Here is a 25222-nt window from a genome sequence, read left to right on the forward strand (position 1 = left end):
ATGAAGACGCTTGCCATCATTTCCCAGAAAGGCGGCGTCGGAAAAACGACGCTCGCGACCGCCCTCGCTGTCGAGGCGGGCCGTGCCGGCAAAAGCACCGTCGTCTTCGATCTTGATCCTCAGGCAAGCGCGTCGTTCTGGAAGGACACCCGCAAGGACGAACTGGTCGCCATGACCGCCATTCCGGCCGCACGCCTGGGCCATGTGATCAAGGCGGCCGATGCGGCTGGCTGTGATTTCGCCATCGTCGACACCCCGCCGTTCTCGAAGGACATCGCCTATGAGGCCGCTCAGCACGCCGACTTCGTGCTGATCCCTACTCGGCCGGCTGTGCTCGACGTGATGGCGACCAACAAGACGATCGAGCTGTTGCGCCACTACGGCAAACCATCCGCCGTGATCCTCACCTTCTGCCCGCCGATCGGCCGTGAGGTCGACGACTCCGTGGAGGCGGTCAACGCGCTTGGAGCCCGTATCTGCCCGGTGCGGATCGGCAACCGCATCGCATTCAGTCGCGCACAGCAGACCGGCCAGGTTGCCCAGGAGATTGAACCCGAGGGCAAGGCGGCGCAGGAAATCCAGCGCCTATACTCGTATGTGTGTATGCACTTAAACAACTCGGAGAGGAGCACGGCTGATGGCCGGAAACGCGTTTCAAGCCATACTGGATAAGGCGGCACGCGAGCCCGCGCCGGAACCCGAGCGTAAGCCTGCGGCGCGGCGCGCGCCCAAGCCTGCGAACCGATCGGCTGAGCCGGCCCCTGCCCCGGCTCCCGAGGCCAAGAAGTTTCATCGTCCGTCGCGGGACAACCGGCGCTTCGTGGGTGGCCACTTCGAGCCGGCCGTGGGCAAGCAGCTGCGCATGATCGCGGTCGAGGACGACACGACCGTGCAGGCTCTCCTGGAGGAGGCTTTGGACCTCCTGTTCGTGAAGAAGGGCCGGCAGAAAATCGCCGACCTGGCTCCACGCACCGATATTGGTATGTAGCCACAGGGGCATACGTGCATACACCAAAATGACGCGGCGGCAGTACATCGATCGGCAGTTTGACCTCTTCCTGCCCTACATCTCCGATCTGCCGCTGCGCGATCAGCGGGAGACGATGGAGCGGCCGTTCTTCAGCCTGTCGAAGAACAAACGGCTCAAGCCGATCGAGTACACCAGCCCAGACGGCAAGGTGTTCGTTAGCGTCTACCCGAACGAGAAGTTCGGCATGGCGACGATCTGGGATGCAGACGTGCTCATATGGGCTGCATCGACGCTCTCACGGCTCAAGAAGGCCGGGATCAACGACATTCCCCGCACGCTGCATTGCCAGCCCTACGACATTCTCAAGACCATCGGCCGCGCGACCGGCGGCCAGGAGTACAGGCTGTTGCGCGAAGCGCTCGGCCGCCTCCAATCGACGACGATCATCACCAACATCCGCGCCGAGCGTACCAAGACCAAGAAGCGGCAGTTTTCCTGGATCGAGTCCTTCACGGATCTGGTCGACGAGGAGACGCAGCAGAGCCGCGGCATGAGCATCACGCTTGCCGACTGGTTCTATGAGGGCGTGGTGATGGACGGGGGCATCCTGTCGATCGACCCGGCTTATTTCACGATCAGCGGCGGCCGTGAGCGGTGGCTTTACCGCGTCGCCCGCAAGCACGCCGGCGGCGCCAACGCCGAGGGCTTCGCGATCCCGCTGCGCACCCTGTTCGAGAAGTCCGGCGCCGAAGGCGAATACCGGCGGTTCAAGTTCGAGCTGCAGGCGATCGTTCGCCGCAACAACGTGCCCGAGTTCGTGTTCCGCCTCGAGGAGGACGAGCGGGGAGGGGAGCCGCTTCTGCGTATGGTGCGCCGCGACCTGATCGGCGACATCGCGGACATGCCCAAAGCCCCCCGGCGCCGGAAGGCGAAGACGCCGGCTACGTCCCCTGCACCTAGCGTATCCAAAGGCCATGTGGCGGCCAGCCTGCCCCTGTTCCAGGCGATCACGGACGAGACGATCGCAAGCGTGCGGCGCGATTTTCCGGGTTGGGATGTGTATGCCCTCAAGGGCGACTTCGATGCCTGGATCGCAGAGAACCCGTCAAAGCTGCCGGACGACTACAACGCGGCTTTCTATGGTTTCGTGAAACGCTACCACGCCCGCAATCGCCATCAGCTGCGCGGCTGATCCCGTTCCCGATATCCCGACAGGCGCGTCCGCCTGGGCAGCAGAACGAATCGCTAAGCGCCTGCATCCCTTACAATATTACATATTGTCATGTCTGGGGACGACGAGTCACGCACCCGCGCTATCGGGAGATCAGGAACGCTCTTCGGGAGATCAGGAACGGATCGACGGGAGATCAGGAACGCTAAGTTCGGGAGATCAGGAACAAACCGTCGGGAGATCAGGAACGAAGCGGCCGCACAAGCAGCTGTAAAATAAGGACGATTCAGCGCGAATCAGCTCCTTAACTCTTTAACTGATTCATATTTAACTCTTTAACCCGCAAACCGGGCCCAAACAGACCACGGTGCGTTCCTGATGTCCCGAGAGATGCGGAATGGCCTACGGCCATGCTCTGTCGGTGTCGCTCGCAGAGGCGAGCGACAACATTCTTCCCGACCAAGTGAAGGATGCCATCGTGCTCACTCCGGGGAAGCCCTCCCTGCGGCCACCCATCCGCTGCGCGGACGGGTCCCTGCGCCTCGGGATCGCGCTACGCGCGACAAGGGGCTTCCCCTACGCTGCGCGCGGCGGCCTGCCTGAAGGCAGGTCGGGACGAAGGAATGGTCAGATTCCCGCCTCCGGCGGGGTCGAACAAAGGAATTGGCTTGGCGGGGATGGAGCTGCCTCGCCGCTGAGCCCTACAGGAGGCCCGTGGAAGGGGTCCAACCCCTCGGAGGGGGGAGAGGACCAAAAAACGATCCAGGCGCTTCAACGGCCACGCTAAGCCCGGGAAAGGGCTATCCGGAGTGACGCCATCGTCCGACCGTGATCGGAATGTCGGAATCGTATGGCCTGCGCAAATTCAGAATCTTGGGGTCAACGCGCGGGAAAACCTTGCCCAAGTGGTAACACCAGAGTCACCATCGGCGCCTGGACGATCCACCGATGCCGCTGACACGCACATTCAAGAAAACCATTCAAGCCCGCGCCGAGCGCGATGCCGCCTTCCGCGAAAACCTTCTCACCGAAGGCGTGCAGGCGCTTGTCGCCGGCGACCTCGAGACAGGGAAATCTGTGATCCGCGACTACATCAACGCCACGATCGGCTTCGACCAGCTCGCTGCCGCGACAGGAACACCGTCCAAAAGCCTAAAGCCGTGGCCCGCTTCAGGATCTCGCGTTCCTGGCGCAACACCTCGTTCTCCCGCCGCAGCCGCTTCAGCTCGGCGGCCATGTCCTCCTGGCGGTCGGAGGGCGGCGCCTCCATCTCGCGATCGCGCTGTCCGTCGATCCAGTGGCGCAACGTCGAGAGGCCGATGCCGAGATCCTCGGCGACCTCTCGGCGGCTGCGCCCGCTCGTGTGAGCAAGGCGCACGGCTTCGGCGCGAAACTCAGGGGTGAAGCGCTTCTTCGGTTCTCGCATCGGGAACCTCCTCCCTCACGGAAAGAGCTCTCCACTTTCCCGAAGCAAGTCCAATCGGCGTCTCGCGCTGGGAGCGGTAGCCGAGCCTGTGAGCCTGACGCGACGCGAAGGTCAGGGCACCGCCCGGGAGATAAAGCTTGGCGACCCGCGCGCCGGTGCGGGGGCATATGAACCACCAGCGCCGCCCGCCGAAGGGCTGGGTCGTGGTGGTGAGCTCGATCCAGTCGTCCGAGTGGCGCTTCTCGCTGTTCGAGCGCGTGGTGGTGAAGTGCAGGCGCAGGCGGCCGTGTTCGGCGCCGAGATGGGCCTCGTAGGCGATGGAGGCGAGTTGGGCGCCGGTGCGGGTGTTGGTCCAGGTCAGGGTGCCGGCTCGGCTCTGGCCCGGTCGGCAGATACCGTCGCGCAAGAGCTTGCCGAGGGTGAGGGTCAGCCCGCTCTCGACGGTTGGCCGACCACCCCATTGTCCGCTTCCGACGCCGCCCATTTTCCGCATTCGCCTTTCTGGATTTTCCGAAATCTCGTGTGAATTTTGGTTGTTTTCAGCCGCCGGCCGGGTGGGTGGGCAGGCCCAAGCGAGAGGGCTCTTCTTGAACGGGGAGGCGCCGCCAATTACGCACTCGACCGTGTGCGGCGACCGAGGCCGATGCTCTTGGCGAGCTCGGAGCGCTGGGCGGCGTAGTTCGCCGCTACCATCGGGTAGTCCGACGGCAGACCCCACTTCACCCGGGTACTGCTCGGGCGTGAGGCCGCGCGTGTTCAGGTGGCGCCTGAGCGACTTGTAGGGCTTGCCGTCCTCCAGGCTGATGATCGCGTCCGGCGTCACCGTCTTCTCGACCTGAACCGCCCCGGTTTTTCCGGCAACTGTAATCAGGCGGCAGCTGCCCCGGCGCGGATGTCGCGCGTCGGCTTCCCGCCCGCGGGTCACGCCTCGTCGAGCCGGCAAGTCGCTCCATCGCGGCGCCCGGCGGCCGCGTCGCAGCGCGCGACGAGCTGGTCGAGTTGGAAGATGATCACCGCCCGGACTATGTCGGGCGCGGGCGCGGGCGCGGGCGCGGGCGCGAGGGCCCGGGCCGCCCGGGCGCGGGCGGCGGCCTCGCCGGTCCGGCCGACGACGAGCAGGGCCCGGGCGGCGGCCTCCGCGAGCTGCATCCGCTGGTCGGTGCGAGTCACTTCGCCGGAGGCCTCCGCCCGGGTGATCGCCGTCAGCGCCAGGGCCGCGGCAGCCGGAGGCCAGTCTGGCGCCCCCGTGCCCTGCTCGGCCGCCTCGGCCAGCATGGTGCCGAGGTGGATGAGCGGTTCGATCTGGTCCGCGACGACCGCCCCGATCAGGTGCCGCGCGTAATCCAGGGCCGCCGCATCGCGAGCGGGCAGCAGCAGCAGCGCGAACTTATGCAGACCTCGGAGCGGCTCGAGGCCGGGATCGGCCGCGAACGCGGCGTCGTAAGCCTGCAGGGCGCCGCTGCGGTCTCCCGCGGCGAGATGGCGCTCGACGGCCTCCTCCAGTCTCCAGAGCTCCCGCACCTTGTCGCGCTGCAGGACCGCCTCCTGCGCCTCCCGGGCCGCCGCGAGGTCCCAGCGCCCCTCGACCACCGCGGCGAGCGGGCCGTCGCTCTCCAGGGGATCGCCGATCCAGGCGATCCGGCCGTCGCGATCGATGATGAAGGCGGTTGGGACGTCGGTATTATAGGCCGCCTGGCACCAGGTCCGGTCCATCGTGCCCTGACGCTCGCCGGGCGAGAGCGGCAGATCGGCCGCGATCCGGTAGCCGATCGCGTCGCCGTGATCGCGCACGAAGGCCGCGAGCTCGCCGAGATCCGTCCATGTGACGGCGACGCCGATGATCGGAACCTGCGGATGCCGGACCTGCAGGGCGGTGAGATGCGAGAAGGCCACCTTGCAGGAGCCGCACCACGGTGCCCAGAACACGACCACATGGACGCAGCCTTGCGCGAGGGCCGTGATCGGCTCGCCCTTCAGGAAGGTCTGGACGCGGATCTCCGCGGCGGGGTCGCCGATCAACCGTTCTGTCTGGGGCATGGAAGATCTTCTCGTGCGAGTGTGGGTGGGAATGCCGGGCGTGTCGCAAAATTCGAGGACTGGCCCGTCGTATCGACCTGCGGCAATCGGGCTTGATTCAGATCATGGCCCGACGGCCAGCGCTCCGCGGCCTCTGGAGAGGACTGGCCCGGGAGAGCGCCGCGATGGGTGGCGCGGGCAATCCCGCGGCAAGGGCCGAGTCTATTTGTCTGGCTATTCGCAGCCACGACAACCTTGAGCGCTCCGGGTTAGGCTGCTGCAGCAGGGAGGCGCTCTCAGAGTTCAGGGGGCGCCACCCCGTCCGCCGCCGCCGCCGGGGCCACCAATCCCGCCGCGGACACCGTCACCGCCGCCGCCGCCGGGGCCACCAATCCCGCCGCGGATACCGTTACCGCCGCCGCCGCCGGGGCCACCAATCCCGCCGCGGACACCGTCACCGCCGCCGCCGCCGGGGCCACCAATCCCGCCGCGGATACCGTTACCGCCGCCGCCGCCGGGGCCACCAATCCCGCCGCGGACACCGTCACCGCCGCCGCCGCCGGGGCCACCAATCCCGCCGCGGATACCGTTACCGCCGCCGCCGCCGGGGCCACCAATCCCGCCCTGACCGACGGCGAAAGCCTGCTGAGAGATGGCGAACATGCCGACTGCTGATATGGTCATTATTATCAACTTCTTCATGGTGCTCTCCACTCTTCGTAAGCGTGAACGCCTATCTGCTTGCGGGGGGCTCACTATTTTAGACCCCAGCCGATCTTCACTTCTTTCAGGCGAGTCATTTCGACCTGAAACAGCCGCCGCACTCGATAGCCAGAGCGTCAAGACGACCGCGAGCGGCGGCCCACGCCGCTATGACGCGGGAAAGAAGATGTCCTTCGACAAACTCAGGATGAGGGGGCCGCAAGCGTCAGGCCCTGGTGGACACGGACGGCCGCGCCCTTGTGCTGGAGCCGCCGCCCGCAGACGTTCAGGATCGCGATGGCGCTGGACCGGTGCTGCGCCTGTCGCGCCGCTTGTTCCCGTTCATCGCTACGGCGTTTGCCGACACGGGCTACGCTGGTGACGCGCCGGCCAGCGCCACGATCATCACCGTCGAGATCGTGCGCAAGCCGTCTGGGCAGGTCGGTTTCGCCGTGCAGCCCCGCAGGTGGGTTGTGGAACGCTTCTTCGCCTGGATCAGCCGCAACCGGCGCCTTTGGAAGGATCCTGAGGCGCCCCTCGCCTGGACCAAGGCCTTCTTCTGCGCCACTGCTGTCATGATCCTAGTCGAGCCGGCTCCGAGAATCATATGTTTCACGCGCGTCTCATGGTGCGCCCGATACCCGTGCGTCCACATCTGCTCTTCTCTCCTTTGGATTGTTAACTATATTATAGGTTGCGCCATTTGATTGGGGTCTTGGTCTTGGTCTTCGTCTTGGTCGTAATTCCTGTACTGATTTTCGGTGTCAAAGTCTTTCTCGTACCTTAGCCTCTGGCATTTCTCGTAGTCTAGCCTCAGGCAGGAGCTACCGATCTCGCCGGTATATTCGTGTCTTGAACTATTATGCGAGCGCCCATGAAGAGTGCCCGCCATAGCTGCCGAATAGGCTATCACAGCGCTCACAGCAACAATTGAACCCAGAGCCACCTTCTTCATATCGCAGTTTTTCATCATTATGCTCCATATTTTCTCAGCACCTGTTGGCTGTAGAGCTATCAGCGTTCTGGCGACAGGATGAAATCACATGCGCAGCAACAGATTTTATTCATGCGTCAGCATGCTGGACAAATTGTTATGATGTCAAGTAGGTATAATCAGATTTTTTGGGGAATTTTCTCTATGTAAGAATTTGGCGGCGGAAATCAAAGCTTGGACAGAAGGTGTAGATTTGCCTTGTCAAAAGCAGGATGTCCCAGGACAAGAGAGCTTCACCAAGCTAACGTTGGGCCCAGGTGAAGAACGCGATCGGCGGGCGCCTCAGCGTCTCGGCGCAGAGCGTCATGCGCTGGGTCAGGGATCACGCCCGGGCATTGCCCCAAGCCGGAGCCGATCGGCCGGGCGGTCGTCGTCGAGATCGACAAGGTCTGGCTCTTCGTCAAAAAAAGACGCGCAAACTCTGGATCTGGAAGGCCCTCGAGCGCGCGACCGGCTGGAGCCCTGGGACGTGCGCCTGTTCTGCACCGACAACTATGCGCCCTACGCCGCCGCCCTGCCCGCGGGTCGGCATCACGTCGGCAAGGACCAGACGCAGCTTGTCGAGAGTAACAATGCCAGGCAACGGCACTGGTTCGCCCGCTTCCGCCGCCGCACTTGCGTCGTCTCCAAGTCGGTTGAGATGGTCGAGGCGACCATGGCGCTCTTCGCCTTCTACCACTGCAACGGGAGCGAACTCACCTCAGCATTAGTCGGGTGAAACCCTCGGACAAATGGCAGTATCCGACTACGCGTCTCGGCAATCCTGAATTTCCTCTTGCGTCGAAGGGGCGTCCACAGCGATGGGAAAGGACCTGACCAGCGCGTGGGCCGGCGAGGGCCAGGTCGCGACGTTCGTGGCCGTCCTGGCGTTCCTCGGAATCGCGAGTTCGCCCACTTTCGTGCGCGCCGCCCGAGGGCAACGGCTGCGCCGAGCGCTTCATCCGCACGCTCAAGGAGAACCTGCCCTGGGTGGAGCGCTTCGGCACGGTCGAGGAGCTCCGCCGCGCGCTTCTGGTATTTCGTGAGACCGACAACGCGACCTGGCTGATCGAGCGCCGCGGTTTCCGACCACCGGCAGCCATTCGCGCCGCACAGCATTCATCCGCCGCCCTGGCAGCGTAGGCCCCAAATCGGGGTCTCATACCGACGCGCTTATGAATTGATTTGTTGCAGGTAGGGATAGGCGCAGAGGGACTTGATGCGTCCGGTCTCTGCCGCGAGCGCATTCCAGGCCCGGCAGCACGCCTCGACCACGGCCTTGTAGTCAGCCAGGAGCCGATGAGAGAGGGAGCGCTCGCGTAGGTAGAGCCAGACGCGCTCGACCGGGTTCAACTCCGGGCTGTAAGGCGGCAGCGGCACGAAGGTGAGGTTGGGCGGGAGCGTGACCGCGCGCGGGTCGTGCCAGCCCGGCCAGCCCCTCGGCGTTGAACCGGATCACCGCGTCGCGCAGAGCTTGGCGCTCCATGCCGGCCGCCCGGGCCGCGTCGGCACGGCTCATGCCCTCCAGCGCGTTGGCCACGGCCAGGAGGCGCTGCATCGTGCGGCGGCGGGGCTCGCGCCGGGCCAAGCGACGCAACTCAGCGGGGCTCGCGAGATCGGTGCGGATCGTCAGGCCCGGTCGTGCCATCGCGGCCTCCTGCTGCACAGGCAGCAGGCCAGCACAGACGCGCCTCACAACCAACTCACGTTCGAGTCACCGACAAAGCGCGGCGGTATCACAAACCGCGGGCGGTACACTTGCGGCCTATCACCGGCCTATCACCTTCCTGTCAGCATCGGAGCCGCACCCGCTCTGCGGCGCGTCGCGCTTCACCGATTGTGCATCGACGATCGCGAGAGTTGGGCTGTCTTCTCTCCCCGCTTTTTCTCAATAGCGCATCACCAGATGATGGGTAACCCGCTCCAGGCCGCCACTATCGGTCAGTACGCGCCAGCAATCGAAAGAGATGCTCGCGGCGGAAAATCCCTTAGAATCGTATTGTAATCTCTTCAGCACCTCATGCAGCCTTTTTCCATAGAACACGCATGGGTTTCCCAGTATTCCTCTTGATAAACATCTCGCTTCAGGTCAGGGTGTACACTGACCAATCCTGATAGATGCCGGGAGCGGTCTGACACAAGGGGCATGCAATGTCGCGTGCCCCAGTCGCGAGTGGGCGCAGACCAGTCTAATCGAAACTGGTCGCGATCCTCTCCGCATGATGTCTTGGACAGCAAGTATGCCTAAAATCACGAGGATCGGCTTCAACTACGCGGAGCTTGAAAGCAGTGTGGCGAAAGAGGCGCGCGACACCGCGCATCGCCTTCGCGAGCAGGGGAATGCCTTCATCATCGAGGTTGGTCTCACTCTTCTCCGCATGAAGGGTCTCCTCGGCCACGGTGCGTTCGGCCCCTGGGTCCGCACAGAACTCCGGTGGACCGATCGCACAGCGCAGAACTATATGCGTGCGGCTGAGGTCTTCGCCGGCAAATCCGAAATCATTTCGCATTTGCCGAGCACAACAGTGTATGACCTCGCGGCCAAGAGCGTACCAAACGACCTCCGGAACGAGATCATCCGTGAGTTCCAGGAGAGCGGCTGCACCGACAAGGACGTGGCCGCCAAAAAGATCCGGGATTTCAAGCTCTCCACGAAGAAGACAGTCGCCCCGAACAAGCGGGAGAAACACCAAGCGGGAGAAACACAATGCTGTGTCTCGCACCCCACAGAGGGAGGGCGGCAGAAGACGCCGGGGGCCGCCGCGGAGGCCGCAGCGCTGATTGTCGAAGCGCTCGGGGACGGCACCGACCATCTCTTCAGATTGATGGAGAAGGCGTCCTGGAATGATATCAAAGCAGAGTTGATGGTGCTTATCAGCAAGCCGAAGCAGCCCGAGCCCCAGGCTTCCTCGCGGGTCAGCAAGCCGAAGCAGCCCGAGCCCCAGGCTTCCTCGCGGGTCAGCAAGCCGAAGCAGCCCGAGCCCCAGGCTCCCTCGCGGGTCCACTGACGCATCAGGGGGGCCCACATTGGGGCTGTGGCCTCGCTGCGCCCCGTCCTGCGCATCTGGAGGCGCACCGCCCACAGCTGCCCTGGGTGCGCAGCTTCAGGCGCTCAAACGAGCTTGCCTTGCTGAGAAGGGGGGAAGGGCACCCGTCGATTACGGTCGATGGGTGCCCTGCATCGTCGGCTTGTCTATGATCCGCCAGCCACGTGGTGGCACTTTCTTTTGTGCGTGCGAGAAAAATGGCCCAGATCTTGTCGAAAAATCTACCGCAACATAAATTAAAAGCACATGCTTTGCTATGTTCCATTATGTGGCGCATTTGTCCTGGGACATCCTGCTTTTGACAAGGCAAATCTACACCTTCTGTCCAAGCTTTGATTTCCGCCGCCAAATTCTTACATAGAGAAAATTCCCCAAAAAATCTGATTATACCTACTTGACATCATAACAATTTGTCCAGCATGCTGACGCATGAATAAAATCTGTTGCTGCGCATGTGATTTCATCCTGTCGCCAGAACGCTGATAGCTCTACAGCCAACAGGTGCTGAGAAAATATGGAGCATAATGATGAAAAACTGCGATATGAAGAAGGTGGCTCTGGGTTCAATTGTTGCTGTGAGCGCTGTGATAGCCTATTCGGCAGCTATGGCGGGCACTCTTCATGGGCGCTCGCATAATAGTTCAAGACACGAATATACCGGCGAGATCGGTAGCTCCTGCCTGAGGCTAGACTACGAGAAATGCCAGAGGCTAAGGTACGAGAAAGACTTTGACACCGAAAATCAGTACAGGAATTACGACCAAGACGAAGACCAAGACCAAGACCAAGACGAAGACCAAGACCAAGACCCCAATCAAATGGCGCAGCCTATACTATAGTTAACAATCCAAAGGAGAGAAGAGCAGATGTGGACGCACGGGTATCGGGCGCACCATGAGACGCGCGTGAAACATATGATTCTCGGAGCCGGCTCGCGAGTTCGCGAGCCCCCTGGAACGCGACGATCCACCGGCCAGCCGGGGGCGCGGCCGATGCGCCAAGTCGTAGCGGCCCTCGCCTCGCATCTGCGGGTGGGTTGGGTCCTGACGCGCCATTCCGAGGGGCATAAAGTTTACTGGCAGAGCAATCGGCGGTTTAATCCCAGTGCACTAACGCCTTCAAAACGTACAAAGCTCAGCGTGATTTCTCGCGCGCTCGCAAGCGGCTTAAGTTCTTCGTCCCATAATATGCGAAGAAGTGGCGCTTATTACCTACTTTACCTACCCATTGTTGGTCTGGGCTTCGCCGCCTCTGCGGCGGACCTGCCGCAGCTTACGCCACCCATGATGGCGTTCGCGCCACTGGTCACGCCGTCGTTCACATGGACCGGCCCCTATGCAGGCGTGTTCTTCGGCTACGGCTCGCTGGACGAGAGCGGCACCGGACGGTGCATCGGTCCGCGCTGTGTCCGGCTCCCGGCGTTGTCACCGGGCGCCCGGGCGGCCGATCTCTCGGCGGGAAGCGAGGTTGGCTACAATCTTCAAGCATCGCCGGGCTCTGGCCTCGTGATCGGTGCCGCCGTAGACTACCAGACGACCCGGCTACGCGGCTACGGCGAGAGCATACTCGTCCGCGAGGTCGACGAAAACTCTGATTTTGCTGCGTTTTATCATCTAGGCCAGCGCCTAGATACCTTCGGGGCAGTGCGCGGCAAGGCCGGATACGCTTTTGACCGCTTGTTTGTCTACGGCACCGGCGGCCTCGCCTATGGCTATGTCCGCATCGACGTTGGCACTGCCCTCACTGTCGGTGACCGCCAATTCGCGGCGCAGGGGCTCACGAGCGGATTTCGCCTCGGCTACGCGGCCGGCGGTGGCGCCGAGTACGCGATCAGCCCGCACCTGTCGGTCAAGGCGGAAGGTCTCTACTACGACCTCGGCCAGCGCACGGTCAGCATCCAGGCTGCCCTGCCCCGCTCCGTCTATGGAGGCACAATCGCCACGCACGGCTTCCTCGCCCGCGCCAGCCTGAACTATCGGTTCGGCGATGGCATCCCGGGCCTCGGCCTGCCGGAGCACATCCGCACTCTGCTGAACCCGGTCGCGTACACGCCGCTTCCGGCCTCGGATTGGGTGTTCGAAGTGGGAATACGCTACTTTTACAGCACCGGTCGGTCTAGCCTCCTGCTCGGCGACTCCGAAAACGCCGGGCATAAGAACTCGCGCGTTATCTACCACGATGTCGGCGCGCATGCGAGTGAAAACTTTGTGCGCGTCGACGACAATTCGACCGGACGGTTTGCCAAAGCTTTCGTCGGCTCCGGTATCATTACCTCCGGCCGCTTTACTGACGAGGACTTCCCTCCGAGAATGCCGCTCTACTCGCACACGATATCGAAGATCCCTGGCCGAGACATCGGCTACGCGGTCGCGGATGTCGGCTACAACGTCCTAGTCGGCGAAACGTACAGGCTCGGCGCGTTCGCCGGCTATCAGTACGTCTCGGAATTCGCCGACTCCTCCGGCTGCGCGCAGAAGGCCGACAACAGCACCTGCGGCTGGCCTTTTATACCGCGGAGTGTAGAAGTAGTCACCCACGATATGCATTGGCACGGCATGAGGATCGGTCTGGCGGGCGAGCTGCGCTACGATCGCCTGAAGCTTTCCGCCGAGGCCGCCTACCTGCCGATTGCGGATCTCTCAGGTTTCGACCATCACTGGCTGAGGCCTGACATCAACCCTTTGCCGGTGTATGGATTGGGTAACGGCTACTTTCTGCAAGGCGTGGTCTCTTACGACCTCACCCCGGAGATCAGCATCGGCGTCGGCGCCCGCTACTGGAAAATGGTAACCGACCGCGGTCACACGAAATTCCCGTATGCCGAGCCGAGCGCACTGCCGACCCCACTAAAGTACGAGAGCAGCCGTGCCGGCGTGTTCGTGCAGGCTTCCTACAAGTTCACCGACAACAGCTTCGATCTGGGCCCCTTCCTACGGTAGCCTTGAGAGTCCGTCCGATAACTCAGGCTGAGTGAGCGAGGCGTCGGACGAGGATCATGACAGCTGCCGCGTAGAGGAAGGCCTTGGCTGAGGCGAGGGCCGCCTCCGGATCCTTCCAGAGGCGGCGGTTGCGGCTGATCCAGGCGAAGAAGCGTTCGACCACCCACCTGCGGGGATGCACGGCAAAGCCGACCTGTCCGGGCGGCTTGCGCACGATCTCGACCTCGATGAGGGTCGCTGCTGCGGGCGGTACACTGGCCGGCAGCGTCCCGGCCGCGCCCATACTCCAGCCCGTGCGCGCCTTCAGCCGGGCGTAGATCCCGACGGCGGCGCTGTATGGGGTGCGCGTGGCGGGAGAGGGCTACAGGACGCGGCAGGACTACGAGAAGCAGCGCGCCGCGTGTGAACGGGGCGACTATGGCCCGGCCGGGCCTGCTGTCCCCTGTGCGCCTAAAGATCGTTAGACGGTAGCAAGTCGAGAACTTGGCTGCGGATGAGGTAGGTGAAAAACTCCTGATCCGTCATGCCGTGCGATGCGGCCACAGCTTCAAAGACTTTGCGGCCGCGCTCGCTCATCACCGGCTCAACGATACTGCCGCCGTCAGGCTCTTTGACGATGCGGATATCTCAATCTTCACGGGGCAGTCTTTTAAATACTGTGTCTAGGTCGGGCATCATGGGGCGAGTGCCGGGGGCGGTTCCTGCATCTCGCCCGGCTCCCATGCGTCCGGGTCGAACTCGCGTTCCTTCCGCTCGGTCGTGTCCATGTAGAACCGCAACAGGCCATTGATTTCCTGCGTTGTCGTTCATCGCACCGTGTCGAGTTCCTGCTTTCTACCCGGCCATAATACCATAAAAATCTAGGCGCTCATGGAAGAGCTGCCTCCCTCGAAGGCAATGGGGTGGTGCGGCCGGGTGCCGTTTCCGGCCGTTTTAAGCGGCCGTGGATGGCCTCCAGATTTCCGGGGGTAGTTGGCGTAGGGTCGGGAAGCGAGAGGCTATCAGGCGGCCCGGAAATCGGCCGCCATCCCCCTGCCCGCTTCCGGTGCTGCATGGGGGCTTCGGCACCGTTACCGGGGGCGGGTCATGCTGGCATGGGTAAGAGAGTGGTTCCGGGGCAACGCGGGCATCGGCGGCTGGTGGACGGCGGAGCGGCAGCAGCACGCGGTCGACGTGCTGGTGAAGGGCGGCGTCTCGGAGCTGGGCGCGAAAGCCCTGGTGGCGCGCTGGTCGGGCGTGTCGCAAACGTTCAACGCCCGAAAAAAATCGTCTCCGAACAAGGCGTGACGAGGCCTGCTCACCGCCTGCTGACCCCCTCCGACGAGGCTGGCGAAGCAGTTTGACGAGCCCGGTATCGGCCTGACGGACCGGTGTGCGCCTACGCGGGGAGCATAATTTTCTCCGCCAAAAATCTTTGCGACACGCCCCATAAGGACTGCGTGTCTTGTTTTCAGCGAAGGCTGACCAGCCAGGCGCGGTACGCACCCGGTACGCAGGCCCAACACACGCGACCGCGTACCTCAAATGTGGCGCCGTTCGGCCGGGACACGCATGGCGGCGGCTCTTGCGCTTCAGCGCAGCACACGTCCGGTTACAGCCGGGGTTACAGGCTGCAAGCGTAGGGAGGATGTAACCGTGGCAACCGAGATCCCGTCCGAAGCCCGCCGTCTGTGTTTTGCGTCACGGCAGTTCAAATCTGCCGCGACGCCTGGGTGGGGAGCGGACCGATATTTTCATGCTTTGAGTTTTGAAAACAATCAAAGAAAATCAAATCAGGTTCGACCCACCGGGGGCGAGTGATCCGCCTCACGGACAAGCGATTTATCAGGGCAGGTCAGGGCTTCCACTCTGCACGGCTCGGCGCCGAGCGCGCTGCGACGAGGCGCATTCTCGTGGTTGGTACATCATGAGGATGACGGTAATTCCCGCCTATGAAAAGGCTGCTCGTGCGAGATGCGATGAACGCGCGCTCGCGCTCGCTGATCAAACGGTTCCTCGATGCACCGCTCCCGCATCAGATGCGGACCCCCGAGCAGATCGAGGCGTACTGGAAGGAGCTGGGGGCGGAGATCGGCCCCGTCACCGAAACGCCGCGGTAACGCCCGAGGCCCCGCGAACGACAAAGGTCCCACCAGCGCGGGCCGGTAGGGCCTTCGTTTAGGGCCAGTCGCGTCAACGGCCGACCCCTTAGGTCCCCGAAGGAATGGTTAGTCCACCAGCTCGCGCTGGCGCGTGCGCGGACGGCCGCCGAGCTTCCCGTTCTCCCGGGAGGCTTGCGCCTTGCGCTCCGTCCGGGCGCTGCCGCCCGCGCGGCCGAGGTGCTGCGCCATCCACTTGCCCGAGCCTGTCACGCCCTCGATCAGTGCCGGCACGTACACGTCGGCGTCGAGGCGCGGGAAGTGCAGGCCGAGGCCGGCCGGCGTGACCTCGATCTCGCGCAGGTCCTCCGGCGAGGCGCCAGCCAGCCCCTCGATAATGGCGACGGGCACGCGCAGCTCGGCTCCCGTCGAGAGCCCCACGACAAGGCGCCCGCCGGCGGTCAGGTAGCGCGCAGAGGTCGCGTGCGGACCCGCCTGCCGGACGCGCTTCGCCCGAGCGGTGACCCACTCGAATGCAGCCTCATCCATGGATCTTCCTCCACTCCTCACAGAGGTGGGTGAGGTTCGCCTCAAGCTCCCGGGCGAGGGCCGCGGCGCGCTGGAGGGCGAACCCGTGGTTCTCTCGGATCTTGACCGGCCCGTCAGGGCAGTTGAGGTTGAACACCGCCTCGCAGTCCTCGCCGATGACGTGGACGTGCGCGGGGCGATGGTCGTTGGGGTAGATCACCACGCGGAGCGATTCGATCCGAAGAACCGTTGGCATGGTGATAGCAGAAACCCAACCGCTTAGGAACAGGCGAAACGTCGCGCGGTTCCCTCGCCTCAGGCGTTGGCCTCGCCGAGGAGGCGGTAGACGCTCGCCCGGCCGATGCCGAGGCGCCGGGCGATCTCGGCCGGGCCAATGCCTTCCGCCTTGAGCGCCCGGACCTGCGCCACGTCGATGGAGGCCGGGCGCCCCTTGTAGACGCCCTCCGCCTTCGCCTTGGCGATGCCCTCAAGCTGGCGCTCGCGGCGAAGGTTCGTCTCGAACTCGGCGAAGACGCCCAGCATGTCGAGGAACGCCTTGCCGGCCGCGGTGGCGGTATCAATGGGCTGTTCCGTGGCCTGGAGGGCCGCACCCTTCACCCGCAGGCTCCGCACGATGTCCTGGAGGTCCCCAATCGAGCGGGCGAGCCGGTCGATGCGGGTGACCACCAGCACGTCGCCTCGGCCGATGAAGTCGAGGATGGTGGCGAGTTCGGTCCGGCCGTTGGTGCTGGTGCCGGAGACCTTCTCGGACCGCACCACGTCACAGCCCGCGGCCTTGAGGCCGGCGAGCTGGAGGGCGAGGTCCTGGTCGGTGGAGCTGACGCGGGCGTAGCCGATGCGGGCCATGGAATGTCTCGGACGGGTCTAGACCCGGAGATTATAGCGTCTCATAAATGCGATATCAATCCATATGAGACGCCAAGAGTGTCTCACGCGGGCGTCTCGGATGGGTATACCCCAATGAGGCGGTCCTATCACGATCTCGGCAGGGTGGTGAAGGAGGCTGCCGTCATCGGCCTTCTGCAAGGCGTCGATCAATGCCACTCTGTCATCGGTTATCGGGCAGTGCTCCCGGCTTGAGTTGAAGTCCGCGAACTCCATCTTTGCCGCGCCGCCCGTCTTCTCAGAGCCTTGCCGGGGGTCAATCCAGCCCGAGCATCGCGAGGTGATGGAATGAGACGGCGCGAGTTTCTCATTTCTCTTGCGATGAGCGCGAGTGGGCTGCGCACCAGCCGGGCCGAGGCGGCAGGGGTCATCCGGGTGGGCGTTCTGAATACTGGACAAGAGAGCGCCGGTAGAAGGGCGCGTGCGGCAGCGCTTCGGCAAGGAATAGCAGAGCAGAGCCTTGCTTCTGATCGACAAATCGCTCTCGACTTCATCTGGGCTGGAGCGGAGCCTGAGGCTACACGCCTGGCAGCGAGAGCCCTTGTCGAGGCGCGAACCGAAGTGCTGGTCGGTGCGGGGACATCGGCTACTGCTGCGCTAATGCGGGAAACGCGCACTCTCCCGATAGTTTTCGTCTCCGTGTCCGACCCGATCGGTGAGGGATTTGCAGCGAGCTACTCCAAGCCTGGCGGTAACGCCACCGGACTATCTAACTTCGAGCCGTCTATGACAGCGAAGTGGTTGGAATTGCTCGAAGAGATCGCGCCGGGCACGACTCGTCCTGCGCTCCTGTTTCACCCTAAAACGGCGGCAGGGCAGGGTCAGTTCTTTTGGCGGCCCTTCAGTGCCGCGGCCGCGTCCCTCAATCTCGATCCCATTCCAGTTTCCGTGGACCGCATGGAGGACGTCGAAGCAGCGACCGTCGAACTGGCTCGACAACCCGGGACTGCTTTGGCGATCGCACCGAGCAGTTTCACAAGCCTTCACGGGCTTGAGATCGCTAGTTCAGCCAATCGCCGTGGCTTGCCCACGGTGTTTCCATTTTCTGAGTTCGCCAGGGGAGGAGGTCTGATCTCCTACGGGGCGCATGTCTTGGACTTGTTTCGACGTGCAGGAAGCTTCGTGATCAGGATCGCCAATGGGGAGCATCCAGCAGACCTCCCCGTCGAGGCACCGACGCATTTCGAACTGGTCGTGAACGCCAGAACCGCAAAGATGCTGGGCCTGGCGGTCCCGCCGCTGCTCCTCGCCCGCGCCGACGAGGTAATCGAGTAACGTCTCGGATGGCTGCTTCCGACACGTCTCAGAATTGAAGATCGGACCTCAACGGGACACATACGCCCGCTTGGGTATACCCATCGAGAACCGACGTGGCCGCATGGCTGGAGCCGGGCGGCAATCTCCGCAATGGCTCTACGATGGGGAACGACCGACACACTGCACGACAAATGTCTTAGATCTCTTCGACTATGGTTTTGTGTTTCGGTTTTGGTTGTCTATTGCTTTTCTTATAACTTTCCTAATATGTTCTCGAATTCGCGCGCTTCGCTCCGCTGAATTATCCGTCGCTTCATGGGTTTCGGGTTTGATCGGATCGCGCATCGATTGGGTTCCCGGCGCCAGAGAGCCTGCATACTCAACAAGGAGCCCAGCCTCTTAGGCAGGGCGGCATGTCGGTGTGACTACACAACCTACTCTGCCCTGAACCTGCTAGATAGTGCAGCGATCCCGAAGTCACGTAGTCATTATGCCCCACATTTGATCTTTCAGTTAATTTAACAAATATTCGGTAGGCATATTAAGCTTCCGTAAACCAAGTATGCGTATTTACTTGCTGTCGAATACGTAGGCTGCCGGACGGAGCCGCGCACTCCCGACCGCCCAGAAAAGGGTCACCTGATGCAGCGCTTCTACTTCGACCTCGCTGACGGGGTGACGACTATCCGGGATGACGTAGGGGTCGAGGCCGTAAATTTGGATGAGGCGCTGGAGGAGGCCGAAGCCGTGATCCGGGAGATGCGAGCCAATGGCGAGCTGGCGCACCTCGGAGACGGCTGGACCCTCTCCATCCGCGCGGAGGCCGAGACCGTCCTGGCGATCCTGCTCGTGGAGTAGCGGCTGGTCGCAGAGGGTGTGGTGCTCGACCTCGCGGCGATCCTGCTGGCGCGGCCCGCATAAGCCAGAACCCACGGCAAGCCCCACCACACCTCGGTGCCGTACCACCCCGTCATGCCGACCGCCGACCCGACCGCCGATCACTCCACCTTCGTCTCCGAGTGGAACCGCGGGCTCGCCTCCCTCTCGCCCGGGCAGCCGCCGTGCCCCGGCTTCCGCCCGGAGGACTGGGCCACCACCCTGGAGAACTGCCGCCGCTTCGTCGACGAGTTCGGCGCCGAGGCGGCCCGGCTCGGCTGGGACACGATCCTGCTGTTCGGCGTGCACCCGCAGGCCGGCATCATCCGGGGCGACTGGAGCGGGGTGATGATGCCGTGCTCCTACCCCGTGTTCGAGGTCACCGAGGCGTACCTGAAGAAGCACCTCTAGACGTCGTGGAAGCGCAAGCCGGGGCGCTACCGCGGCGTGCCGGTCTGGGAGTTCGGGAAGAAGACCTAAGCCCTGTTGTGGCGGCCGGACGGTGAAGCGCCAATCCGGCCGCCCACTGCGCCGCCCCGCAACCGGGTGAAGCACGACGATGCAGCGTCCGACACTGTAGGAACCAGCTACAAAGAAATCGTAGCGGGACCGCAAGCTCGGCCCTAGCCTGCACCGATTGTCAACGGGCTTCGAACCTTCCGCAATTTCGGGCGCGCAATTTTCCTCAGATCGGCGGGCTCGGCGGTCAGGCGATGCCGAGGTGAGCACCTCCATTCTTGGGCGGGCGTCCGCGCCGACGCGGAGGCGGGGCGAGCGGCGGAGCCTGCAGGGCTGCCTTCGAGCGGATGTGCTCGGGCATGAGCGCGGTGTGCTGGCGCAGCCGGTAGCTTGAGCCCTCGATCTGCACCACCACGGCGTGGTGAAGCAACCGGTCCAGCAGCGCGGTCGCCACCACCGGATCGCCGAACACCTCCCCCCACTCTGCAAAGCCGCGGTTCGAGGTCAGGACCATCGCGCCCCGCTCGTAGCGCGCGTTGACGAGCTGGAAGAACAGGTTGCCCCCGCCCGGCACCACCGGCAGGTAGCCGATCTCGTCCACGATCAGCAGCGCCGGCCGGCAGAAGTAGCGGATCTTCTCGCGCAACGTTCCTTCCCGCTCGGCCCGCGCCAGCGTTCCCACAAGGTCGGCCAGGGTGGTGAAGTACACGCTGCGGCCCGCCTTCACCGCCTCGACCCCGAGGGCCACCGCCAAGTGGCTCTTGCCGGTGCCGGGCGGGCCGAGGAAGTGCAGCACCTCGCAGCGGTCCACGAAGCCCAGCTCGGCCAGGGCCAGGATGCGGGTGCGGTCGAGCGAGGGCTGGAAGGCGAAGTCGAAGCCCGACAGCGTCTTGACCGTCGAGAGCCGCGCCATCACCAGCGCGGTCTTCACCCGCCGGCTCTCGCGTAGGCTCAGCTCCTCGCTCAGCAGGGCATCGACCGCCTCCAGCGCGCTGAGTTCGCCGCGCTCCAGCCGCCGCACGGTGGTGTCGACGATCTCCAGGGCGCGCGGCATCTTCAGCCCTACCAGCGTGGCCTTGATCCGCTCGACCAGTGGGGGGATCAGCTCGCCAGTTCCGCTCATGCCGCGTCTCCCCGGTCGGTCCTGGGCACGCCGGCTCCCGCGAGTTGGCGGGCTACGGCGTCGTAGATGGCCAGCGGGCGACGCGCGACCTGGTCGCCGGCGCGCCTGACGACCACCGGCTCGGCAGGGTCTCGTGGCTCGGGCGGGGGAGATCGCGGCCGCCGATGGGCTGGATCGACCTGCGTCAGCCCACGCCCTTCCAGGGGCAGGTGGCAGGCAACGAGCTCACCCGCCTCGTAGATGCGGATCTGATCGGCCAGCACGTGCACCTCCAGGGCGCGGCGGCGGGTGGTGTCGGGCACGCTGTAGAGATTGCCCGCCACCGAGACGAAGCCCTCGTGGGTGACGCGCCGCTCCAGGCTGAGCACGGCTTCGTAGGGCACGGGCGGCAGCGCCCGCAGCTGGCTGCGCTCCTCCGCGAAGGCGTCGGCGACGATCCGCTTGGTCGTGGCGTGCCGGCGGGCGTTGGCCACGGTGTCGAGCCAGTGCCGCAGCTGGTCGTTCAGGTCGTCGAGGTTGCGGAACGAGCGGGCGAGGAAGAAGTCCTCGCGCAGGTAGCGGAACGGGCGCTCGACCTTGCCCTTGGTCTTGGCCCGGTAGGGACGGCAGGCGCGCGGCAGGAACCCGTAGTGGCGCGCGAGATCGAGAAGGCTGCGGTTATAGATGACCAAGCCGTCGGGATCCTCGCCGATCACGGCGGTCTTCATGCGGTCGTAGAGGATCTCGCGCGGGGCGCCTCCAAGGGCCTGGAAGGCGGCGATGTGGCAGCGCAGGACCGTCTGCAGATCCTGGTGGACGACGAAGCGGGCCCAGAGATAGCGCGAGTGGCCCAGCACCATCGCGAACAGCCAGACGATGCGGGTCACGCCCGGCTCGTCGGCGAAGACGACCTCGAAGCGGGCGAGGTCGACCTGGGCCTGCTCGCCCGGCGGGGTCTCGAAGCGGCGCTCGATAGGCAGAGGAGCTGAGGGGCGAAGCAGGGCCACGGCTCGCTTCACGGCGGTGTAGGCCCCTGCGAAGCCGCGCTCCTTCAACTCGCGCCAGAGACGGACGGCCGTAAGCTGCGGGTAGGCGGCCAGGCGCTCGCGCAGGTAGGGCAGGAAGGCGTCGGTGGCCCGCGCGCGGGGGGATCGCGGTCCGTAGACGGGCGGCTCGAGGCCGCGGGCGATGTACTTGGCGACGGTCTTGCGGTCGAGGCCGAGCTGGCGGGCGATGGCGGTGACCGAGAGGCCCTGCCGGTGGAGGTCCAGGATCGTCATGAGTTCCCCGAGGCTGACCACCGCGCCGCTCCCTCCCGCCACGGGGACCAGCTTCGGTGAGACGGCCGCCGCGCGGGCATCCCGCCTCAAACAGGAGGCTCAGGGGCGGCCGGGAGGGTGGGGAAAATTGCAGGCCCACAAGTGAGGAGGATCCAACGCCCGCTCACACCGATCACAGCGTGACCGTGCCCATGCCGATCCGACCCGAGCACCGCGGCTTCTACCCGATCGACTGGCCCCAGCTCTCGGACGTGATCCGCTTCCGGCGCGCGGGCGGGCGATGCGAGGGCTGCGGTCGGCCGCACCTGCAACGGATCGCATGCTTGCCGGACGGGCGATGGTTCGACGCCGCCACCGACACGTGGCGCGACGGGTGCGGCCGGATCCTGCGCAGCCGGATGCTCCTGGAGAACCTGCTCTACACGGTGCGCTTCACCCGCGTGGTCCTGGCGACCGCGCACCGGAACCACGACACGTCCGACAACGCGCCCGGCAACCTCGCGGCGCTCTGCCAGCGCTGTCACATGATCCACGACCGGCCGGAGCACCAGCGGCGGCGCCGGTTCACCCTGTTCAGCCGTAAGGCGGCGGGCGACCTCTTCCGCGGTCCGTACCGTAAGCTTTAAGCGCAATACGATTATCCGCCGGCCCCGCCCTCAACGAGATCAATGATTGTCCGTATAGGAATAAGCATCTTTGGCGCAATATTGTCCCGAGTGTAGGGCTCAAAACCTAAACTCTCGTAGAACATGGTTGACTGTCTATCAATAGACTGTAAAGTAAGCGCATAGAGACCGGCAAGCAGGGAGACTTTATAGGCTTTATCTATAACATCCTTCAGTAAAATTGTTCCTACACCCTTTCTCTGATATTCTTTTTGCACTCCTAAGTACGCCAAATGCAGCGCCGGAAAAGCGGTATAATTCTTGGTGTGGTCGTCCGGCTTGTTCTCAAGTTCGGCCATGCTCTCGCTGCCTATCTGGAGAGCATGGAAACCGGCAACCGCATTCGTGTCTTCGTCTACAGCAATAGTAATGCGTGCTTCTGCGCGATCAGACCACTTCTTTGAGTGGTTTCTGTACCATTGATCAATACCCCTTCTGCCGCACTCGAATGTATTGCGAGAGCGGGTCCTATCAAACGGCTGTACAATAATTCTTCCGGTCAAGCGGCAGATGCTTTTTTGATAACTCTACCATCACGCTCAAGCTGGTCAGCTTTATTGTAAAGATCGCGAAGCTTTTGATTAGGTGCCCCGTTTTGATTATATATACGACGCACAAATTCGGCTGCTTCGCGCTGGCTCTTGAATTCTAGCTTCTCTGCCTTGTCGCTGGATTGGGTAAACCAGCGCAGAAATTCCCTGAAGGTATACATTCCGCGCCCCTGCCCCCAGACCTCTACCAGACTGCCGCCGATTGAGCTGTCAAGCAGTTAATCGCAGAACGGCCCATTTGTTCACATGTCGCTCCTACGCAGCGTGCGTACGCAATCGTCGCGCAACGAGCGAGGTCTACATCTCGGTGATGACCCGCCACCCGCGCCGCGCCCACGACGACCAGGGCCGCGAGATCCCGCCGCCCACGATCGGCTGGCTCCGGTCCGAGGAGGGCGACCGCACCGCCTTCGTCCACTGCAACGCGACCGGCTGCGGCCACGAGGCGACGATCAGCACCGATCCGTTTCCGGACAGCCTGCCCTTCCCCGACATCGCCTTGCGCCTGCGCTGCGCCGCCTGCGGGTCGAGGGAGGTTGGGGTCATGCGCGACGTCGTGGGGATCTACGCCCGGCTCGGACGGCGCACGGGGTGGAGCATGGGCGCGGCCGGGGCGCGGCCGGTCGCCCGAAGGGATGCGCCTGATCGCGACCGCCCCTGAAACGCAGAAAGGCCCGCCGCGGCCGGAGCCGGGCGGGCCGTGGAGATCCAACATGATCGAAAGCATCGAGAGCCTGCGCGTCAAGCGGGCGCACGGCGTGCCGCTGCCCCGGACCCGGATCTGCGGGGCCTAGCGCGGCCCCGCCTTGATCGAGCTGTCGACCTGCCGGCGCTGGGTGATCGAGACGTCCTTGAACAGATCGTCCATCGAGGCCCGGGTCGTGTCCCTGGTGGTGGTGTAGCTCGACGGGAGCGAGAGAGCCCGTCTGCGCGCCCTCCACAGCGCCGAAGCAGGCGGGATCTCTCGCGGGGTGGTCATCGGCGGTTGCCGGGTAGGGTCGGGGTGCGAGCACCAACCTCGAACCCGAGAGACCTCCGATGACCGACGAGATGATGAGCCTGCGCGGGCTGCTGGAGAAGAGCGCCGACGCCGACCTGCTGCGCGAGATGATCGGCTTTGCGGCCGAGCGGCTGATGGAACTGGAGGTGGGCGGCCTGACCGGGGCGGCCCACGGCGAGAAGAGCGCCGAGCGGCTGGTCCAGCGCAACGGCTATCGTGACCGGGATTGGCAGACGCGGGCCGGCACGGTCGAGCTGCGCATCCCCAAGCTGCGCAAGGGCTCGTACTTCCCGGCTTTCCTGGAGCCGCGCCGGATGGCCGAGAAGGCACTCACGGCGGTGATCCAGGAGGCGTACATCCAGGGCATCTCGACCCGCTCGGTGGATGACCTCGTCCAAGCCATGGGCGGCACGGGCGTGTCCAAGAGCCAGGTCAGCCGGCTCTGCCAGGAGATCGACGAGCGCGTGGGCGCGTTCCTCGACCGGCCGCTCGAGGGGGAGTGGCCCTATCTCTGGATCGATGCGACCTACGTGAAGGTGCGCCAAGCCGGGCGCATCGTCTCCGTCGCGGTGATCGTGGCGGTCGGTGTGAACAGCGATGGCCGACGCGAGGTGCTCGGCATGGACGTCGGCCCCTCCGAGGCCGAGACGTTCTGGACCGGGTTCCTGCGCAAGCTGGCGCGCCGCGGCCTGCGCGGTGTGAAGCTGGTGATTTCGGACGCCCACACGGGCCTCAAGGCGTCGGTCGCCAAGGTGATGAACGCGACTTGGCAGCGGTGCCGCGTCCACTTCATGAGGACCGTGCTCGCCCACGCTGGCCGCAGCGGGCGGCGCGTCGTGTCCGCCTTCATCGCCACCGCCTTCGCCCAGGACGACGCCGAGGCCGCCCGTCAGCAATGGCGACGCGTGGCCGACCAACTCCGACCCAAGGTGCCCAAGCTCGCAGCCCTGATGCATGAGGCGGAACCCGACGTGCTGGCCTACATGGGCTTCCCGGCCGCCCACCGGGTCAAGCTTCACAGCACGAACCCGCTGGAGCGCCTCAACGGCGAGATCAAGCGGCGCACCGAGGTGGTCGGCATCTTCCCCAATGAGGCGGCCATCACCCGCTTGGTCGGCGCGCTCCTGCTCGAACAGAACGACGAGTGGGCCGTCCAGCGCGCCCGCTACCTGACCCTGGAAAGCATCGCCCCGATCAGCGATGATCCTCTTGTCAGCCTGCCCACCCTGGCAGCCTGATCGTCCCGGCCCCGCCCGGTGACCGTGGCCGCCACGCC

26 protein-coding genes and 7 pseudogenes are annotated in these 25222 nt (G+C 64.2%); 17 read left to right on the plus strand and 16 right to left on the minus strand.

Annotated elements, in window-relative coordinates:
- The 4 genes and pseudogenes from QA634_RS35160 to QA634_RS35665 all read left to right on the plus strand — a co-directional run.
- Complete coding sequence (locus tag QA634_RS35160; protein ID WP_012290037.1) at positions 1-672, plus strand: ParA family protein; 672 nt, start codon at positions 1-3, stop codon at positions 670-672.
- Positions 638-988 (plus strand): ribbon-helix-helix domain-containing protein, encoded by a 351-nt coding sequence (locus QA634_RS35165; protein WP_012290038.1) that lies wholly within the window; start codon positions 638-640, stop codon positions 986-988. Before QA634_RS35160 ends, QA634_RS35165 begins: the two co-directional genes overlap by 35 nt.
- 28 nt (positions 989-1016) lie before the next feature.
- Positions 1017-2162, plus strand: coding sequence for a replication initiator protein A (locus QA634_RS35170; RefSeq protein WP_012290039.1), 1146 nt, complete (start codon positions 1017-1019; stop codon positions 2160-2162).
- Between the two features lie 927 nt (positions 2163-3089).
- A pseudogene (locus tag QA634_RS35665) lies at positions 3090-3296 on the plus strand (DNA-binding protein); the annotation flags it as partial.
- 1 nt (position 3297) lies between these two features.
- Here QA634_RS35665 and QA634_RS35175 read toward each other — a convergent pair.
- The 5 genes and pseudogenes from QA634_RS35175 to QA634_RS35195 all read right to left on the minus strand — a co-directional run.
- A pseudogene (locus QA634_RS35175) lies at positions 3298-3567 on the minus strand (transposase); the annotation flags it as partial.
- Positions 3536-4051 carry a hypothetical protein gene (locus QA634_RS35180; protein ID WP_265576688.1) on the minus strand — a complete coding sequence of 172 codons (516 nt, stop codon included), beginning with the start codon at positions 4049-4051 and terminating at the stop codon, positions 3536-3538. The gene QA634_RS35180 and the pseudogene QA634_RS35175, both read right to left, overlap by 32 nt.
- A 125-nt stretch (positions 4052-4176) precedes the next feature.
- Positions 4177-4408, minus strand: a pseudogene (locus tag QA634_RS35185) (MucR family transcriptional regulator); the annotation flags it as partial.
- An 80-nt stretch (positions 4409-4488) separates the two neighbouring features.
- Positions 4489-5604: a TlpA family protein disulfide reductase gene (locus tag QA634_RS35190; RefSeq protein WP_012290042.1), complete on the minus strand. Its 1116-nt coding sequence runs from the start codon at positions 5602-5604 to the stop codon at positions 4489-4491.
- 282 nt (positions 5605-5886) lie between these two features.
- Entirely contained in the window at positions 5887-6285 is a 399-nt protein-coding gene (locus QA634_RS35195) for a PE family protein (RefSeq protein ID WP_168169203.1), read from the minus strand.
- 109 nt (positions 6286-6394) lie between these two features.
- Here QA634_RS35195 and QA634_RS35200 point away from each other — a divergent pair.
- The 3 genes and pseudogenes from QA634_RS35200 to QA634_RS35210 form a co-directional block, all read left to right on the plus strand.
- Positions 6395-6872: pseudogene (locus QA634_RS35200) on the plus strand (transposase); the annotation flags it as partial.
- A gap of 654 nt (positions 6873-7526) precedes the next feature.
- Positions 7527-7997: an IS1 family transposase gene (locus QA634_RS35205; RefSeq protein WP_265576689.1), complete on the plus strand. Its 471-nt coding sequence runs from the start codon at positions 7527-7529 to the stop codon at positions 7995-7997.
- A 64-nt stretch (positions 7998-8061) separates the two neighbouring features.
- Positions 8062-8401 (plus strand): annotated as a pseudogene (locus QA634_RS35210) (IS3-like element ISMtsp5 family transposase); the annotation flags it as partial.
- A gap of 30 nt (positions 8402-8431) precedes the next feature.
- Here the strand turns inward: QA634_RS35210 and QA634_RS35215 are convergent.
- Positions 8432-8906 (minus strand): annotated as a pseudogene (locus tag QA634_RS35215) (transposase).
- Positions 8907-9498: 592 nt separating this feature from the next.
- Between QA634_RS35215 and QA634_RS35225 the strand changes: the two are divergent.
- Both QA634_RS35225 and QA634_RS35230 read left to right on the plus strand, forming a co-directional pair.
- Positions 9499-10266, plus strand: a complete 768-nt coding sequence (locus QA634_RS35225) for a DUF3102 domain-containing protein (protein ID WP_012290045.1) — start codon at positions 9499-9501, stop codon at positions 10264-10266.
- 1322 nt (positions 10267-11588) lie between these two features.
- The gene (locus QA634_RS35230) at positions 11589-13244 is read left to right on the plus strand and encodes an outer membrane beta-barrel protein (RefSeq protein WP_050777595.1); all 1656 of its coding nucleotides are present in this window, start codon (positions 11589-11591) and stop codon (positions 13242-13244) included.
- 22 nt (positions 13245-13266) lie between these two features.
- Here QA634_RS35230 and QA634_RS35235 read toward each other — a convergent pair.
- Both QA634_RS35235 and QA634_RS35240 read right to left on the minus strand, forming a co-directional pair.
- Positions 13267-13491 (minus strand): annotated as a pseudogene (locus QA634_RS35235) (IS5/IS1182 family transposase); the annotation flags it as partial.
- A gap of 203 nt (positions 13492-13694) precedes the next feature.
- Positions 13695-13820 (minus strand): hypothetical protein, encoded by a 126-nt coding sequence (locus tag QA634_RS35240; RefSeq protein ID WP_265576690.1) that lies wholly within the window; start codon positions 13818-13820, stop codon positions 13695-13697.
- A 510-nt stretch (positions 13821-14330) separates the two neighbouring features.
- Between QA634_RS35240 and QA634_RS35245 the strand changes: the two genes are divergently transcribed.
- Both QA634_RS35245 and QA634_RS35250 read left to right on the plus strand, forming a co-directional pair.
- Positions 14331-14531 (plus strand): hypothetical protein, encoded by a 201-nt coding sequence (locus QA634_RS35245; RefSeq protein ID WP_012290048.1) that lies wholly within the window; start codon positions 14331-14333, stop codon positions 14529-14531.
- Between the two features lie 671 nt (positions 14532-15202).
- Complete coding sequence (locus QA634_RS35250) at positions 15203-15343, plus strand: hypothetical protein (RefSeq protein WP_168169206.1); 141 nt, start codon at positions 15203-15205, stop codon at positions 15341-15343.
- A 108-nt stretch (positions 15344-15451) separates the two neighbouring features.
- Here QA634_RS35250 and QA634_RS35255 read toward each other — a convergent pair whose 3' ends face one another.
- The 3 genes from QA634_RS35255 to QA634_RS35265 all read right to left on the minus strand — a co-directional run bounded on the left by QA634_RS35255 (position 15452) and on the right by QA634_RS35265 (position 16717).
- A complete protein-coding gene (locus QA634_RS35255; protein WP_012290050.1) occupies positions 15452-15871 on the minus strand; it encodes a DUF2442 domain-containing protein in 420 nt (139 codons plus the stop codon).
- Positions 15864-16073 (minus strand): DUF4160 domain-containing protein, encoded by a 210-nt coding sequence (locus QA634_RS35260; RefSeq protein ID WP_415926930.1) that lies wholly within the window; start codon positions 16071-16073, stop codon positions 15864-15866. Before QA634_RS35260 ends, QA634_RS35255 begins: the two co-directional genes overlap by 8 nt.
- 92 nt (positions 16074-16165) lie before the next feature.
- The gene (locus QA634_RS35265) at positions 16166-16717 is read right to left on the minus strand and encodes a recombinase family protein (RefSeq protein WP_012290052.1); all 552 of its coding nucleotides are present in this window, start codon (positions 16715-16717) and stop codon (positions 16166-16168) included.
- A 360-nt stretch (positions 16718-17077) separates the two neighbouring features.
- Between QA634_RS35265 and QA634_RS35270 the strand changes: the two genes are divergently transcribed.
- From QA634_RS35270 to QA634_RS35280, 3 genes are all read left to right on the plus strand, one after another.
- Positions 17078-18031 carry an ABC transporter substrate-binding protein gene (locus QA634_RS35270; RefSeq protein ID WP_265576691.1) on the plus strand — a complete coding sequence of 318 codons (954 nt, stop codon included), beginning with the start codon at positions 17078-17080 and terminating at the stop codon, positions 18029-18031.
- Positions 18032-18655: 624 nt separating this feature from the next.
- The gene (locus QA634_RS35275) at positions 18656-18871 is read left to right on the plus strand and encodes a DUF6894 family protein (protein ID WP_012290055.1); all 216 of its coding nucleotides are present in this window, start codon (positions 18656-18658) and stop codon (positions 18869-18871) included.
- A gap of 96 nt (positions 18872-18967) precedes the next feature.
- Positions 18968-19300 carry a hypothetical protein gene (locus QA634_RS35280; protein WP_265576686.1) on the plus strand — a complete coding sequence of 111 codons (333 nt, stop codon included), beginning with the start codon at positions 18968-18970 and terminating at the stop codon, positions 19298-19300.
- Between the two features lie 295 nt (positions 19301-19595).
- Here QA634_RS35280 and istB read toward each other — a convergent pair whose 3' ends face one another.
- A complete protein-coding gene (gene istB, locus QA634_RS35285) occupies positions 19596-20471 on the minus strand; it encodes an IS21-like element ISMtsp8 family helper ATPase IstB (protein WP_012290057.1) in 876 nt (291 codons plus the stop codon).
- Positions 20468-21751 carry an IS21-like element ISMtsp8 family transposase gene (istA, locus tag QA634_RS35290; RefSeq protein WP_012290058.1) on the minus strand — a complete coding sequence of 428 codons (1284 nt, stop codon included), beginning with the start codon at positions 21749-21751 and terminating at the stop codon, positions 20468-20470. The genes istB and istA overlap by 4 nt, the downstream gene beginning before the upstream one ends.
- A gap of 170 nt (positions 21752-21921) precedes the next feature.
- On the opposite strand from istA, the gene QA634_RS35295 reads away from it, so the two are divergent.
- Complete coding sequence (locus QA634_RS35295; RefSeq protein WP_012290059.1) at positions 21922-22356, plus strand: hypothetical protein; 435 nt, start codon at positions 21922-21924, stop codon at positions 22354-22356.
- A gap of 11 nt (positions 22357-22367) precedes the next feature.
- Here QA634_RS35295 and QA634_RS35300 read toward each other — a convergent pair whose 3' ends face one another.
- Complete coding sequence (locus tag QA634_RS35300) at positions 22368-22898, minus strand: GNAT family N-acetyltransferase (protein WP_168169207.1); 531 nt, start codon at positions 22896-22898, stop codon at positions 22368-22370.
- Entirely contained in the window at positions 22895-23107 is a 213-nt protein-coding gene (locus QA634_RS35305; RefSeq protein ID WP_150108909.1) for a hypothetical protein, read from the minus strand. The genes QA634_RS35300 and QA634_RS35305 overlap by 4 nt, the downstream gene beginning before the upstream one ends.
- A gap of 149 nt (positions 23108-23256) precedes the next feature.
- On the opposite strand from QA634_RS35305, the gene QA634_RS35310 reads away from it, so the two are divergent.
- The gene (locus QA634_RS35310) at positions 23257-23607 is read left to right on the plus strand and encodes a hypothetical protein (RefSeq protein ID WP_012290060.1); all 351 of its coding nucleotides are present in this window, start codon (positions 23257-23259) and stop codon (positions 23605-23607) included.
- Between the two features lie 129 nt (positions 23608-23736).
- Here the strand turns inward: QA634_RS35310 and QA634_RS35315 are convergent, their stop codons facing one another.
- Positions 23737-23925 carry a hypothetical protein gene (locus QA634_RS35315; RefSeq protein ID WP_012290061.1) on the minus strand — a complete coding sequence of 63 codons (189 nt, stop codon included), beginning with the start codon at positions 23923-23925 and terminating at the stop codon, positions 23737-23739.
- Between the two features lie 59 nt (positions 23926-23984).
- Here QA634_RS35315 and QA634_RS35320 point away from each other — a divergent pair, with 59 nt between their 5' ends.
- The gene (locus QA634_RS35320; protein ID WP_012290062.1) at positions 23985-25184 is read left to right on the plus strand and encodes an IS256-like element ISMtsp13 family transposase; all 1200 of its coding nucleotides are present in this window, start codon (positions 23985-23987) and stop codon (positions 25182-25184) included.
- Positions 25185-25222: the final 38 nt, after the last annotated feature.

The sequence above is a fragment of the Methylobacterium sp. CB376 genome (assembly GCF_029714205.1).
Taxonomy (GTDB): Bacteria; Pseudomonadota; Alphaproteobacteria; order Rhizobiales; family Beijerinckiaceae; genus Methylobacterium.

What these genes read in the sequence shown, in the direction of transcription:
- QA634_RS35270 (WP_265576691.1), top strand. Translation starts at nt 17,078, where the DNA reads ATGAGCGCGAGTGGGCTGCGCACCAGCCGGGCCGAGGCGGCAGGGGTC.
- QA634_RS35255 (WP_012290050.1), bottom strand. Translation starts at nt 15,871, where the DNA reads ATGGATGAGGCTGCATTCGAGTGGGTCACCGCTCGGGCGAAGCGCGTC.
- QA634_RS35165 (WP_012290038.1), top strand. Translation starts at nt 638, where the DNA reads ATGGCCGGAAACGCGTTTCAAGCCATACTGGATAAGGCGGCACGCGAG.
- QA634_RS35225 (WP_012290045.1), top strand. Translation starts at nt 9,499, where the DNA reads ATGCCTAAAATCACGAGGATCGGCTTCAACTACGCGGAGCTTGAAAGC.
- QA634_RS35305 (WP_150108909.1), bottom strand. Translation starts at nt 23,107, where the DNA reads ATGTATACCTTCAGGGAATTTCTGCGCTGGTTTACCCAATCCAGCGAC.
- QA634_RS35195 (WP_168169203.1), bottom strand. Translation starts at nt 6,285, where the DNA reads ATGAAGAAGTTGATAATAATGACCATATCAGCAGTCGGCATGTTCGCC.
- QA634_RS35295 (WP_012290059.1), top strand. Translation starts at nt 21,922, where the DNA reads ATGCCGATCCGACCCGAGCACCGCGGCTTCTACCCGATCGACTGGCCC.
- QA634_RS35250 (WP_168169206.1), top strand. Translation starts at nt 15,203, where the DNA reads ATGAACGCGCGCTCGCGCTCGCTGATCAAACGGTTCCTCGATGCACCG.
- QA634_RS35245 (WP_012290048.1), top strand. Translation starts at nt 14,331, where the DNA reads ATGCTGGCATGGGTAAGAGAGTGGTTCCGGGGCAACGCGGGCATCGGC.
- QA634_RS35180 (WP_265576688.1), bottom strand. Translation starts at nt 4,051, where the DNA reads ATGGGCGGCGTCGGAAGCGGACAATGGGGTGGTCGGCCAACCGTCGAG.
- QA634_RS35275 (WP_012290055.1), top strand. Translation starts at nt 18,656, where the DNA reads ATGCAGCGCTTCTACTTCGACCTCGCTGACGGGGTGACGACTATCCGG.
- istB (WP_012290057.1), bottom strand. Translation starts at nt 20,471, where the DNA reads ATGAGCGGAACTGGCGAGCTGATCCCCCCACTGGTCGAGCGGATCAAG.
- QA634_RS35170 (WP_012290039.1), top strand. Translation starts at nt 1,017, where the DNA reads ATGACGCGGCGGCAGTACATCGATCGGCAGTTTGACCTCTTCCTGCCC.
- QA634_RS35265 (WP_012290052.1), bottom strand. Translation starts at nt 16,717, where the DNA reads ATGGCCCGCATCGGCTACGCCCGCGTCAGCTCCACCGACCAGGACCTC.
- QA634_RS35310 (WP_012290060.1), top strand. Translation starts at nt 23,257, where the DNA reads ATGACCCGCCACCCGCGCCGCGCCCACGACGACCAGGGCCGCGAGATC.
- QA634_RS35160 (WP_012290037.1), top strand. Translation starts at nt 1, where the DNA reads ATGAAGACGCTTGCCATCATTTCCCAGAAAGGCGGCGTCGGAAAAACG.
- QA634_RS35315 (WP_012290061.1), bottom strand. Translation starts at nt 23,925, where the DNA reads ATGACCACCCCGCGAGAGATCCCGCCTGCTTCGGCGCTGTGGAGGGCG.
- QA634_RS35240 (WP_265576690.1), bottom strand. Translation starts at nt 13,820, where the DNA reads ATGAGCGAGCGCGGCCGCAAAGTCTTTGAAGCTGTGGCCGCATCGCAC.
- QA634_RS35230 (WP_050777595.1), top strand. Translation starts at nt 11,589, where the DNA reads ATGATGGCGTTCGCGCCACTGGTCACGCCGTCGTTCACATGGACCGGC.
- QA634_RS35320 (WP_012290062.1), top strand. Translation starts at nt 23,985, where the DNA reads ATGACCGACGAGATGATGAGCCTGCGCGGGCTGCTGGAGAAGAGCGCC.
- QA634_RS35190 (WP_012290042.1), bottom strand. Translation starts at nt 5,604, where the DNA reads ATGCCCCAGACAGAACGGTTGATCGGCGACCCCGCCGCGGAGATCCGC.